The organism is Streptomyces sp. NPDC088124 (assembly GCF_040685895.1).
In the GTDB taxonomy this organism is placed as follows: Bacteria; Actinomycetota; Actinomycetes; order Streptomycetales; family Streptomycetaceae; genus Streptomyces.
Genome location: NZ_JBFBJB010000027.1, coordinates 92,879 through 105,581, shown reverse-complemented (window position 1 = coordinate 105,581; position 12,703 = coordinate 92,879). Strand labels below are relative to the sequence as shown.

Annotated in this window: 11 protein-coding genes; 7 read left to right on the top strand and 4 right to left on the bottom strand. The window is 69.9% G+C overall.

Features of this window, described 5'->3' with window-relative positions; all coding sequences use genetic code 11:
- Window positions 1-206 precede the first annotated feature (206 nt).
- On the top strand, window positions 207-1,379 hold the full coding sequence (locus tag AB0P17_RS23135; protein WP_365813768.1) for a glycosyltransferase: 1,173 nt from the start codon (window positions 207-209) through the stop codon (window positions 1,377-1,379).
- 392 nt (window positions 1,380-1,771) lie between these two features.
- Here the strand turns inward: AB0P17_RS23135 and AB0P17_RS23130 are convergent, their stop codons facing one another.
- Together AB0P17_RS23130 and AB0P17_RS23125 are read right to left on the bottom strand one after the other, a co-directional pair.
- Window positions 1,772-1,927, bottom strand: a complete 156-nt coding sequence (locus tag AB0P17_RS23130; protein ID WP_365813767.1) for a hypothetical protein — start codon at window positions 1,925-1,927, stop codon at window positions 1,772-1,774.
- Between the two features lie 47 nt (window positions 1,928-1,974).
- Window positions 1,975-2,448, bottom strand: a complete 474-nt coding sequence (locus tag AB0P17_RS23125; protein WP_365813766.1) for a hypothetical protein — start codon at window positions 2,446-2,448, stop codon at window positions 1,975-1,977.
- Window positions 2,449-2,820: 372 nt separating this feature from the next.
- Here AB0P17_RS23125 and AB0P17_RS23120 point away from each other — a divergent pair, with 372 nt between their 5' ends.
- The 4 genes from AB0P17_RS23120 (at window position 2,821) to AB0P17_RS23105 (ending at window position 9,367) form a co-directional block, all read left to right on the top strand.
- Window positions 2,821-5,289, top strand: coding sequence for an MMPL family transporter (locus AB0P17_RS23120; protein ID WP_365813765.1), 2,469 nt, complete (start codon window positions 2,821-2,823; stop codon window positions 5,287-5,289).
- A 138-nt stretch (window positions 5,290-5,427) separates the two neighbouring features.
- Window positions 5,428-6,726, top strand: a complete 1,299-nt coding sequence (locus tag AB0P17_RS23115) for a histidine kinase (protein ID WP_365813764.1) — start codon at window positions 5,428-5,430, stop codon at window positions 6,724-6,726.
- A gap of 755 nt (window positions 6,727-7,481) precedes the next feature.
- Window positions 7,482-8,714, top strand: coding sequence for a histidine kinase (locus tag AB0P17_RS23110; RefSeq protein ID WP_365813763.1), 1,233 nt, complete (start codon window positions 7,482-7,484; stop codon window positions 8,712-8,714).
- Window positions 8,711-9,367 (top strand): response regulator transcription factor, encoded by a 657-nt coding sequence (locus AB0P17_RS23105; RefSeq protein WP_365813762.1) that lies wholly within the window; start codon window positions 8,711-8,713, stop codon window positions 9,365-9,367. The genes AB0P17_RS23110 and AB0P17_RS23105 overlap by 4 nt, the downstream gene beginning before the upstream one ends.
- Here the strand turns inward: AB0P17_RS23105 and AB0P17_RS23100 are convergent.
- Together AB0P17_RS23100 and AB0P17_RS23095 are read right to left on the bottom strand one after the other, a co-directional pair.
- A complete protein-coding gene (locus AB0P17_RS23100) occupies window positions 9,337-10,014 on the bottom strand; it encodes a DedA family protein (RefSeq protein ID WP_365813761.1) in 678 nt (225 codons plus the stop codon). The genes AB0P17_RS23105 and AB0P17_RS23100 overlap by 31 nt on opposite strands.
- Complete coding sequence (locus tag AB0P17_RS23095) at window positions 10,011-10,736, bottom strand: methyltransferase domain-containing protein (RefSeq protein WP_365813759.1); 726 nt, start codon at window positions 10,734-10,736, stop codon at window positions 10,011-10,013. Before AB0P17_RS23095 ends, AB0P17_RS23100 begins: the two co-directional genes overlap by 4 nt.
- Window positions 10,737-10,868: 132 nt before the next feature.
- Here AB0P17_RS23095 and AB0P17_RS23090 point away from each other — a divergent pair, with 132 nt between their 5' ends.
- Together AB0P17_RS23090 and AB0P17_RS23085 are read left to right on the top strand one after the other, a co-directional pair.
- Entirely contained in the window at window positions 10,869-12,020 is a 1,152-nt protein-coding gene (locus AB0P17_RS23090) for a histidine kinase (RefSeq protein ID WP_365813757.1), read from the top strand.
- Window positions 12,017-12,667, top strand: coding sequence for a response regulator transcription factor (locus AB0P17_RS23085; RefSeq protein WP_365813756.1), 651 nt, complete (start codon window positions 12,017-12,019; stop codon window positions 12,665-12,667). Before AB0P17_RS23090 ends, AB0P17_RS23085 begins: the two co-directional genes overlap by 4 nt.
- The last annotated feature ends 36 nt before the right edge of the window (window positions 12,668-12,703 follow it).

Genomic DNA, 12,703 nt, shown 5'->3' with positions numbered 1-12,703 from the left:
GGCCGTCGCGCGCTCAACACCCCGAGCCCAGCAGGGGCCAACGGGCGTCAGCGGGGGAATACGGGACTTCACGCGTTCACGGAAATGCTTCGGAAAACGCCCTCGCGGGGCCACCAGCTTGACTCGTCAGCGAAACATGGGGCCGAGTGCGGCCGCTTCGCCGGAAGCTCGATGTCCGGTAAGAGTCACCCTTCTCGGGAGGAAATATGGCCGCAAGCGCATCCCCCTCGGAGTCCCGACCGAAACCCCTTGCCACCCGTTCGGAAAATGCCGTGGCCGCGGCCGCCGACCGTGGGGTCACCGTCGTGATACCGACATTCAACGAAGCCGCGAACATACCCGAGCTGTTGAGCCGTATATCCGCTTCCGTTCCACCCGGTCAGGAGACCTCGGTGCTCTTCGTCGATGATTCGACGGACGACACCCCCGAGGTCATCGAGAAGGAGGCCGTGCGGCTGCCGCTCAAGGTCTCCGTGCACCACCGGGCCGAACCGGCAGGCGGCCTGGGAGGCGCCGTCATGGAAGGCATCGCCCTCAGCGGCTCCCGGTGGATCGTCGTGATGGACGCGGACCTCCAGCACCCGCCCGCACTGCTGCCCGAGCTGATCGCCAAGGGCGAGGAGGCAGAGGCGGAACTCGTGGTCGCCAGCCGCTACGCCGGCGGTGGGGATCACAGTGGCCTCGGCACCCGATACCGCGTCCTGGTCTCGGGGGTTTCGACGTCGGTGACCAAGGCACTCTTCCCCAGAGCACTGCGGGACGTCACCGATCCCATGAGCGGCTACTTCGCCATTCGCCGCGACCTGGTCGGCCGGGCGCAAGGCACCGGCGCCGTAAGACCCTTGGGATACAAGATCCTTCTGGAGCTGATCGTCCGCGGCCGCCCCCGCTCCGTCGCCGAAGTGGCGTACAACTTCGGCGTACGCCACGCGGGCGAGTCCAAGTCGACCGTCCGCGAGGGGGTACGGTTCCTGCGTCACCTGCTGCGACTGCGCTCCAGCGGTACGCCCACCCGCGCGCTCGCCTTCGGAGCGATCGGGCTGTCCGGGTTCCTGCCCAACCTCGCGGTTCTATGGGCGCTGACCCACAGAACCGGCCTTCACTACACGGCCGCCGAGGTCATCGCCAACCAGGTCGGTCTGCTCTGGAACTTCGTACTCATCGAGAGGCTGCTCTACCGCGGACACAAGCACATGGGACCTCGCACAAGGCTGCTGAGCTTCGTCGCGCTCGCCAACGCCGATCTCGTAGCCCGCATCCCACTCATGATGTTGTTCGTGTCCGGCTTCGGCCTCACGCCCATACCGGCCACGGCGTTGGCCATGGCCCTCGTCTTCACGTTGCGCTTCCTCTGCGTCGACCGCTTCCTCTACCGGTAGCCGGCCGGCCGGGCGAGAAAGGCCAGGTCGGAGGCTATCCGACCTGGCCTTCGACGGAGCCCCCTGTCGGATTCGAACCGACGACCTACGCATTACAAGACCGTGAGCGTTCGTGCTGCGTGGTGCCTAACAGTGCCGCTGAATGACGTTCTTCCTGATCAGAGCGCGTGCGGCTGGTTGGACTATGCCATCGCGTAATGCGTCATCCAAAGGCGTCCGGCCACCGGCTGGCCACCGGAGGCGTCACTGCCGACGACAAGAAGCGAGGCTACCCGGGTTGTGGGCTTCCTACAGCGCCTTCTGCGGCCAATCCCACTCTCAACAATTCGCCCCCAAGGGAACGCTTCCAACGCGCATGGCCGGTCGGCCTCGTCCTGCTCCGGGCGAGTGGTTCACCGCCCCCGCCGGTTGGCCGGATCGAGGGCCAGGTTGGCGGCGTGAGCATCGCCGAGCTCAAGCGTACGGCCAGCGGCGACGATGACATCGATGCGGTCGAGGACCTCGGAGGACAGCACCTGGTCGCCACAGGCCAAGGCGCGCGGGTTCAAGGAATCCTGAGCGTCAGGCCATGGAAACCCATACGCGATTCCCCGAATCATAGGCCCTCGCGTGCGGGTTGACGGCTGCGGATCGGGACGTCACCGGGTGCGTCCAGGTGGACGGGACACAGTCCGAAGCCTGCGCCCTGGCCGGCCGGGTGAACGTGTCGACGGCCGGAGAGGGAGCAAGCCGTCTTCGGGTCCTCGTCACAGAACTCCACGCAGGTGCAGTCCTGGATCTCATCCAGGGAGCCGCCGGCGTTGGTGGCCCGAGGTGAGCACCGGTGGCGGTCGGCCATGAGATCGAGGCGGGCCAGCGTCCATCCCCGCCCGTCGTTTCCGGCCTGGGTAGTGATGGCGGCGCGTTTCACGCACCGAAGCGCTTCAGGCTCATCCGTGCCCAGTCCGTCAAGGGCGGGTTCGGAAGCGTCCCCGGTCGTCCCGACCGTTACAGAGGCGACGGCCTTACCGGCGGATTCACGGTGCTGGACGGCTTCCACGGCCGCAGATGTGAGCTCGCTGATTTCCATGCTCAGTTCTCCTGAAACTTGCCTCGCGCTCCTGGGGCGCGACGGCGGAGCGGCAGCCGCTGCTGTGTCGTGCGGTCGCAGAGGGGTGAACCGATGTCGGTGCCTCCAAGGGGTTGCCTGCCGTTCCGGACCAGACCGCGGCCACGGCCCTCGCCACGTTTCCCGACGGCAACCGGCCGATCTCTCTTCGATTAGGGCATCGCCGGCCGACGGGCTTTGAGGAGGACAGGGATTAGCACTGCGGTACTAACGGGCTCCGGCTGATTCGGTTCCGCGGTACGGGATGGTCGCCACGTACCGCTCCTAGGTTGAGATCGCGGGTCAGTCAGGCCCAGCTCACCCAATGATCTCTTCTCCTGGTGGGAGTAATCCGTGGCCACCTTCCTCTATCGGCTCGGCCGACTGTCGTTCCGGCGACGACGCATCGTCGTGATGCTGTGGGTCGCCGTCCTGGCCGCCATCGGCATCGGCGCCATGAGTGCGCCCGGCACCTCCTCGGGAAGCTTGAGCGTTCCGGGCACGCAGTCGCAGCAGGCGATCGACCTGCTGCGGAAGGAGTTCCCGCAGGCGTCCGCCGACGGCGCCACCGCGCGGGTGGTATTCGAGGCGCCCAGCGGGCAGAAGCTCACCTCCGGCGTCAACAAGGCCGAGGTCGAGTCCCTGGTGGCGAAGCTGGGGAAGTCGCCGCAGGTGTCGGGTGTCACCGACCCCTTCGCCGGCGGCCTGGTCAGCAGGTCCGGCACCATCGCCTACGCCCAGGTGTCCTACAAGGCCGCCCAGGCCGACGTCAGCGGCGCGGCCCACACCGTCCAGACCGACGTCGTCGCGCAGGGCGAGAAGGCCGGTCTGAAGGTGAGCCTGGGCGGCAATGCCGTCAAGGGCGAGTCGGCGAGCAAGGCGGCCGAGCTGATCGGCGTCGGGGTCGCCGCCGTCGTGCTGGTGATCACCTTCGGTTCGCTGATCGCGGCCGGACTGCCCCTGCTCACCGCGATCCTCGGGGTGGCCGCGGCCGTCCTGTCGGTCACGCTCGCCACGCATTTCTTCGACCTGGCCTCGGCCTCCACGACCCTGGCGCTGATGCTGGGCCTGGCCGTCGCCATCGACTACGCCCTGTTCATCGTCTCCCGCTACCGCAACGAGATCCGTGACGGCCAGGAACCCGAGGAAGCCTGTGGACGGGCCCTGGGCACCGCCGGCTCGGCGGTCGTCTTCGCCGGCCTGACCGTGATCGTCGCGTTGAGCGGCCTGAGCGTCATCGGCATCGGCATGCTCACCTCGATGGGGCTGGCCTCGGCCTTCGCCGTCGCCGTCGCCGTGATCATCGCACTGACCCTGCTGCCCGCCGTCCTCGGCTTCGCCGGGATGCGGATCATGAAGAGCAAGATGCTGACCCGCCGTATGAAGGCGCTGGAGCGCGGCGAGGGCGAGTCGATGGGCGTGCGCTGGGCAAGGTTCGTCACCCGCAACCCGGTCAAGGTACTCGCGGTCTCGGTGGCCGGCCTGGCCCTGCTGGCCATCCCCGCGATGTCCCTGCAGATGGCCCTGAACGACGACTCCGGAAAGCCCCCCGGAAGCACCCAGCGCATCGCCTACGACACCCTCAGTGAGGGGTTCGGGCCGGGCTTCAACGGCCCGCTCACCGTGGTCGTCGACGCCCGGGGCAGCGACAGTCCCAAGGCCGCTGCCCAGGACGCGTACGCCATGCTGGGCAAGCTGGATGACGCGGCCACCGTTCGTCCCCCTTCCTTCAACGAGGCGGGCGATGTGGCCCTGCTCGGTGTCGTCCCCAAGAGCGCCCCCACCAGTGAGGCCACCAAGGACCTCGTGGGCGAGATCCGCGACCGCAGCGCCGCCCTGCACCAGGACACCGGCGCCGACCTGATGGTCACCGGCCTGACCGCCGTCAACATCGACGTCAGCACCAAGCTCTCCCAGGCCCTTGTGCCCTACCTGGCCATCGTCGTGGGCCTGGCCCTGGTCCTGCTCCTGCTGGTCTTCCGGTCGATCGTGATCCCGCTCAAGGCCGCCCTCGGCTTCCTGCTCAGCGTGGCCTCCACCCTCGGAGTCGTGGTCGCTGTCTTCCAGTGGGGCTGGCTGAAGGACCTCTTCGGCGTCGACCAGACCGGCCCCATCGTGAGCCTGCTGCCCATCGTGCTGATCGGCGTGGTGTTCGGACTCGCCATGGACTACGAGGTCTTCCTCGTCTCCCGCATGCGGGAGGAGTACGTCCACGGCGCCGATCCCACGCAGGCCATCGTGGAGGGCTTCCGGCACAGCGGCCGGGTGGTCACCGCGGCCGCGGTCATCATGGTCTCCGTCTTCTCCGGATTCCTCCTCGACAACGAGGTGCTGATCAAGTCCATCGGCCTGGGACTCGCCGCCGCCGTGTTCATCGACGCCTTCGTCGTCCGGATGACGATCGTCCCCGCAGTGATGGCCCTGCTCGGCCACCGCTCCTGGGCCTTGCCGAAGTGGCTGGACCGAATCCTGCCCGACGTGGATGTCGAAGGCGAGAAACTGCGCCACGCCCTCGAAGCCGAGCAGACGGTCTCCGCGCCCGAACCCGTACTCGCCGGTGTCGCCGCAGGGGTCCACACGGGCTCGGACGACCACGGCACCCCCCGCACCTTCACCGGCGTCCACGCTGCTGGCGACACGGACATACCGGCGCCTGCCCAGCAGGCGCGCGGGAAGGCACGAGGGCTGTCCAGGCTCAAGCAGCGCCTCGCACGGGGCAGCGACGCCCCCGTCCTCGCCGACACTCCGGCACCGAAGGCACCGAAGGCACCGAAGGCACCGACACGCAGGAAGCTGCTGAAGAACCCGATCCGCAGGCGTTGACGAGAGCGAGCCGCAGCACCGGCCTCCGCACAGCTCCTGACATGGCGGCCGACTCTCACCCGCCGTCTCTCCTGCCCCGCCCGCCGGCCCGATCCCCCCGGGCCGGCGGGCGGTCTCGACACCGCGAAGGGCCTACCCGTGACCGCACCGAGCGCCCCCATCCCCGCCCCACACACGGACGAGCGCCAGTTCTTTCAGGCCCTGACGAACGATCCCGAGCAGCGCGTGATCGTCTCGGTCATGTCCCGGCTCGCTTCGTGGCGACGGGCCGACCAGGCCCGTCCCTGGATCCGGCGGTGGGGTGTCCCGGCCTTGTGCTTCGCGGGCGGCAGCGACGCCTACCTCAACCCTTACAACGTCAGCGACCCCCAGCTGCCGATCATCCTCGCCTTCTGCGTCCCGCTGCTGTGGCGGGAACGACGCCCCATGCTGGTCTTCGCCCTCACCACGGCCGTTTCCATCGTCTCTCTCCCCCTGGGTGTGCTGACCGGCGCCGAATTCGCCCGGATGGTCGCCCTGTTCAATGTCGGCCGCCACTGCCCCCCACGCCTGCTGGCCGCCGCCACCGGCGTTACCCTCGTCCAACTCGTCGCATGGGCCTACTTCTTCTGGCTCGGACATCAGTTGGAGTACGTCACGCGTCCGGAGCCCGTGACGTTGCTGGCGATGATCGCCGTGGCGGCAGTCGCGGCACTCGGCCTGCTCCTGCGACTGGCCTACGCCTACATCGATGCCCTGAAGAAACAACGCGACCAGCAGGCCCGTCTTGCTACGGCGCAGGAACGCGCCCGTGTCTCCCGCGAGATGCATGACATCCTCGGCCACACCCTCGCCGTCATCGTCGGCCTCGCCGACGGCGCCGCCGGGCTCGCCGAGACCAAGCCCGAACGCGGCGCCCAGGCCCTCCGCATCATCGGCGCCAGCGGACGCGACGCCCTGGCCGAACTGCGTCGCCTGCTCGCCGTCATCGGCAACGACAACGACCGGCCGCACCATGCCCCGCTCACCCCGCAGCCCGGCCTCGCCGACCTCGACGCCCTGCTCGACCGGGTCCGCGCCGCCGGCCCCGCCGTCGCCCTGCACGCGCGCGGTGACCTCACCAGCCTGGCCCCTGGGCTCCAGCTGTCCGCCTACCGCATCGTCCAGGAGGCCCTGACCAACACCGTCAAGTACGCCGCCTCCGACACCTCGGTCCACGTCTCCGTCGCCGCCGACCCCGACACCGTACGCATCACCGTGGAGGACACCGGCCCGCCCCGCACCCACGCACACCGTGGCGGGACGGGCAGCGGCAGGGGCCTGGTCGGTATGCGCGAGCGCGCCGCCCTGTACCGGGGCGAGGTCACCGCCGGCCGCAACCCTCACGGCGGCTGGACCGTCCACGCCCTCCTCGTTCCCAACGCGCCTGCCAACTCCTGCGGAAAACGCCCCGTTTGACACGGTCACCCGCCTCCACTCCTGGACCGCTCGTCGCGGCCGCGAGGAGGACGGGCTCTGGTACCCCGGTACTAGTCGACGCCGCGGCATTCCCTCCCGCGGTGCCGTGGCACCGGTCGATTCCGCTTCTAGGTTGAAGCCCGGGACCGGTCAGGCCCGTCCAGGCAATGACGTCTTTTCCCGGCGGGAGCAACTTCGTGGCCATCGTTCTGCACCGGCTCGGGCCGGTCGGCGTTTCACCCACCACCACTGGTCGTCCACTTGCGGATCGTCCTCCTGGCATCCACGTTCGTGGGATCGGCGCCGACACCCCGGCCGGCCGGGGTGGGCGTCCTGAGACTCGCCGTGACATCCGGCTCCGCCTCGCCTCCGACGTGTTCGAGGGCCGGAAACCGCGCCACGCGGTCGAAGCCCGGCAGGCCGCCCGCCCCACGGCCGCCCTCTCCCGAGGTTCGGCTCCCGGCGCGGGCAGGGGCGGGTGCGGGTGCGGGTGCGGTGACCAGGTCGGGACGGCCGCCGCCCCCGAACCGTTGTCAGCCGTACGATTGCGGAAGAGCAGCCGGCCCCGGTCGGCGCTCTCCCTCAGTCGCTGCCCGTCCGTCCGTCCCCCGGGACCGGCGGGCGGCTCGCCTGCATCGCGAAGGGCCCCGACCTTGCCCCCCACGCCCCCACAGGATTCCCGGCCCGGTCGACACGTTTCCGACCGGCCCGAGCTGCCCGATGCGCTGACGAGCGACGCTGAGCAGCGTGTGATTGTGTCGATCATCGCCCGGCTGTCTTCCTGGCGGTGGGCGGACCGGGCCCACCCCCGGGTCCGGCGGTGGGGCGTACCGCTGTTCTGCGCCGCTCTGGGGCTACCGTCCCTGCTCAACCCCGCCGACAAGTCCAGCATCGCCGAAGAGCTGGTCCTCACCGTCGCCCTGGCCGTCCCCCTGCTGTGGCGGGAGCGCAGGCCCATGCTGGTCTTCGTACTCACCAGTGCCACCGCCGCGCTGACGGCCTACACGGGGTCCCTCCACGGTGCCAACGCCAGCGCCGACGTCGCACGCCTCGTAGCCCTGTTCAACGTGGGCCGCTTCGCCACCCCCGGCCAGCTGCTCATCGCCCTGGCCATCTCCCTGACGCAGCTCGTGGGCTGGGCCGCCGGGCTGTGGGGCGACGGTCAGCCGGAGTACGCCGCACGCTCGGAACCCGTCATTCTGCTGGGGATGGTGACGGTGATGGCCATCGCCGGCCTCGGCCTCGCGACCCGCCTGGTGAACGTCGTCATCGCCGCCCTGCAGAAGGAGAAGGACCAACAGGCCCGCCTCGCCGTCGCCCAGGAACGCGCCCGCGTCTCGAAGGAGATGCACGACATCCTGGGGCACACCCTCGCCGTCATCGTCGGCCTCGCCGACGGCGCCGCCGGCCTGACCGAGACCAAGCCCCAGCGCGGTGCCGAGACCCTACGGATCATCGCCGACAGCGGCCGCGGCGCCCTCGCCGAACTGCGCCGGCTCCTCGCCGTCATCGGCGACGGCAACGACCGTCCGCACGATGCCCCGCTCGCCCCGCAGCCCGGCCTGGCCGACCTCGATCCGCTGATCGAACGCGTCCGCGCCGCCGGCCCGAGCGTCACCCTCGGCACCGACGGCGACCTCACCGCGCTGGCCCCCGGCCTCCAGCTCACCGTCTACCGCATCGTCCAGGAAGCCCTCACCAACTCCCTCAAGTACTCCGCCGCCGACACCTCCATCAGCGTCCGGGTGATCGTCGGGCCCGGCGCGGTCAACGTCGACATCGAGGACACCGCCCCCCTCCGCGCACCCCGCTCCCGAAGGCGGAGCACCGGAAACGGCCGCGGCCTGATCGGCATGCGCGAACGCGCGGCCATCTACCAGGGCCAGGTCACCGCCGGACCCAACCGTGAGGGCGGCTGGAGCGTCCATGCCCGGCTCCTCACCACCCCGCCCGTCACCACGACCAGAACGGAGAATCCCCGCGCATGACCACCGTGCTCATCGTCGACGACCAGGCCCTGCAACGCCTTGGCTTCAGCATGCTCCTGGAACAGCATGCCGACCTCACCCTCATCGGTGAAGCCACGCACGGCGCCGAAGCCGTCCGCATGGCCGCCGAGCTGAAGCCCGATGTCGTCCTGATGGACGTGCGCATGCCCGGCATGGACGGCATCGAGGCCACCCGACGCATCATCGCGTCCGGCGGACGCTCGCGCATCCTGGTCCTGACCACGTTCGACCTCGACGAATACGCCTATGACGCCCTGCGCGCCGGAGCCTCCGGGTTCCTGCTGAAAGACGCCCTGCCCGAGGAACTCGTCTCCGGCATCCGCGCGGTGGCCGCCGGAGACGCCGTCATCTCGCCTGGTCTGACCCGCAAGCTCATCGATGCCTTCGGCAGCCGTCTGCCGGGCCACACGCCCGAACAGGAACGGCAGCTGGCGCGCCTCACCAACCGCGAACGCGAAGTGCTCACCGCCATGGCGACCGGCTGGAGCAACACCGAGATCGCCGAACACTTCTCCCTCGCCGAGTCCACCGTCAAGTCACACGTGAGCAGCATCCTCACCAAGGTCGGGGTCCGGGACCGGGTCCAGGCCGTGATCTTCGCCTACGACACCGGCCTCGTCAGACCTGCCTGAACACGACCGGAGGACTCCGTACCGGGCTCGGGCGCCTGTCCCTCGGCTTCAGGCGGGCAACGCCTTCTTCGCCACAGCAGCACGCCCCCCGCCGCCATCAGAGCGACCACGGCGAGGACGGGGCCGCCCAGGGTGAGGACGCGCTGGAGAGAGGTCGCGGCGGCGTATCCGACACCGGCCTCGGCCGTGGCCCACACACAAGCGGCGACGACGCTGTACGGCGCGATGCGCCGGTAGGGCAGGCGGGTGGCGCCCGCGGAGTGCGGGGCAAGGGTGCGCACCACCGGCAGGAAGCGGGCCAGAAGGACCGCTCGGCCGCCGTGGCGCGTCATCAGCGCCTCGGCCCGGCCCCACGCGGCATCCGGAACGCGACGGCCCAGGTGGCCGCCGCGCAGCCGGTCACCGAGATACCTGCCGGTGCGGTGGGCGAGGAAGTCACCCGCCACCACGGCGCCGGCTGCGACTGCGATGACGAGGAGAATGTCGACGTGGCCGGTACGGGCCAGCGCGCCCGCGGTCAGGAGCAGGGACAGTGTCGGGACGAAAGCACCGACCAGAAGGACCGACTCGGCCAGGACCGCAGCGGCCACCACCGTGTACGCCGCGGTCGGCGGGAGGTGGCCGAGGATGTCGGAGAGCACGTTCACCGCCTCGTCCCGTCGAGCTGCGGCGCGGGCTGGTCCGCGGAGACGAGGGGGCGCCGCAGATGCCAGACGCAGGCGGGAGGAAGATTGGCCCATACCGTCCAGCGGCCCGTGGCGTAGGTGCGTTGGTAGGCGGCCATGATCTCGTCCACGGCTGCGTGGCGGCGGGCTTCGGCCCGCGATGCCGTCAGGGCGCGGGCTTTGCGGGTGCCGAGGTAGGCGAAATAGGTCAGCGTGCCGCCGGGGTGGAGGAGTTCCATGTAGCGGGCCATGATCCGCTCGACCTGCACGGGCGTGAAGTTGGTCAGCGGCAGCCCCGAGACAATGACGTCGTACCGCTGGTCGGTGTCGAGCTGCTCGACGTAGGTCTGGTGCACGTTCACCTGCGCGGACGTGGCTGTCAGGTGCGGGTGCGTGGTGACGAGGTGGCGCAGTCGGGCGGCGAAGCGCGGGTTGGCCTCGACGATGTCCAGGCGGCTGCCCCGGGACAGCTGCGGTATCAGGGCCCGGGTGACCGGGCCGGTGCCGGCGCCGGCTTCCAGGACTGCCAGCGGGTGGGGCGCCTGAGTCCGTACGGGGTCGGTGAGCGCGCGGGCCAGGGCCTTTCCGCTGGGGGCTATGGCACCCGTGGTGCGCAGATCACGGGCCGCTTCGATCAGGAACATCCAGCCTTCGGCATTGCGCTGCGCCAGGACACGGTCGTGGGAGGTGGTCCAGTCGTTCATGGAATTGACGCTAGAAAGCCGCGCCCGGCATGAGATCCGTCGTTCGGTGACGGTGTCCCCCGACGAAAGTAGGGGGTGGACATCATCGATCGTCGGACGGAACAGCGCACCGGTCTGCCTAGGATTGCCGAGGTGAGCAGAAGCAGGGCCCCGAAGTGGGCAGCGGCCTTCGGGCGCGTAGGACTCGTGGCGTTTCTCGCACTGGCCGCTGCGGTGAACGGAGCATCGATCAGCGGCGGTCAGCTCCTGGCCCCGGTCATCGCCTCCGTGGTGGTGTGCGCGGTGGCCCTGCTCGTGCCGCGGCTGCCATGGCCTTTCGCCCCGTTTCTGGTCACCGCGGTCACAGTGTGGTGGGGATGGCTCACGGTGCCGCTGCTGGGAATCGTCATGTTCGACCTGTTCGTGGCCCGCCGGATGCGGGTGGCGGTGGGATGCGCCGTCGTGGCGCTGGGCGCCAATCTGCTCGGCTACCCGGCAACCCGGCTGTGGGCCGAACAGCGGTATGTGTCCGCGCTGGTCGTGCTGCTCTTCGCCGTCGTCGTCGGACTGTGGCTCGGTAACCGCCGGCGTCTGCTCCAGGCACTGGCCGCTGAAATGGAGCATCTGCGCGTCGAGGCGCAGCTGCGCGAAGAGGCCGCACGGGTCGCGGAACGGTCCCGTATCGCCGCCGAGATGCACGACGTCCTGGCCCACCGCCTGAGCCTGATCGCCCTGCACACCGGTGTCCTGGCCACCAAGAACGACACACTGCCCGCATCCGTCGTCGAACGCCTCGGACTGCTGCGCACGACGTCCGTCGAGGCCCTCACCGATCTGCGTGACGTTCTCGGCGTGCTGCGCGATCCCGACGCCACGCCGACCAGCGCCGCCCTCACGCCGATGATGAGGGAAGCAGGGGAGCTGGCCGACGAGGCCCGCGCCGCCGGCCAGCACATCGAGCTGACCACCGACGGCCTTCCCGAGCGGGCTCCGACCACCCACCGTCTGGCCGTGTACCGCATCGTCCAGGAAGCACTGACCAATGCCCGCAAGCACGCCGACGGTGCTCCGGTGACCGTACGCATCGACTACGGGCCGCCCGCCACACTCGTCGAGGTCACCAACTCAGCCGGCACTCCCCGCACCGACACCGTCGGCTCCGGCTACGGACTCGTCGGCCTGCGCGAACGCGTCACCGCCCTCGGCGGGCACCTGAACTCCGGACCGGCCGGCGCGGGCGCCTGGCGGCTCGCCGCCCGCATTCCCCACCCCGTCGGCATCGAACAGAACGGCACCCGCACATGATCCGCACCATGATCGTCGACGACGACGCCCTGGTCCGCCTCGGCCTGACCGACCTCCTCGACGGCGACCCGGGCATCGAGGTCGTCGCCCAGGCCGCCGACGGCCTGAAGGCCATCGAACAGGCCACCGCCCACCGCATCGACGTCGCCCTGATCGACGTACGCATGCCCCGCATGGACGGCATCACCGCCACCGCCCGCCTGCGAACCCTCCCCCACCCGCCGAAGGTGATCACCCTGACCACCTTCGACCTCGACGAGTACGTCTACAACGCCCTCGCCGCCGGAGCCGACGGATTCCTCCTCAAGGACACCGACCCGGCCGAAATCCTGCGCGCCGTCCACCTGGTGGCCGCCGGCTCGGCCATGCTCCACCCCACCGCGGCCCGCCGTCTCATCGACCGCTACCACGCGACCAACCAGCCCGAAGCAACCGCGGCCAGGGCCCGGCTGGACCGGCTCACCCCGCGCGAACGCGACGTGCTCACCCTGCTCGCCCACGGCGACACCAACGCCGACATCGCCACCCGCCTCGCCATGCGCGAGAGCACCGTCAAGGCCCACGTCAGCCGCATCCTGACCTCCCTGGAAGTCACCAACCGCGTCCAGGCCGCCCTTCTGGCCCGCGACGCGGGACTCACCTCCTGACGAGCGGTGGACGGGAAACAGGGAAGGCGTCCGACA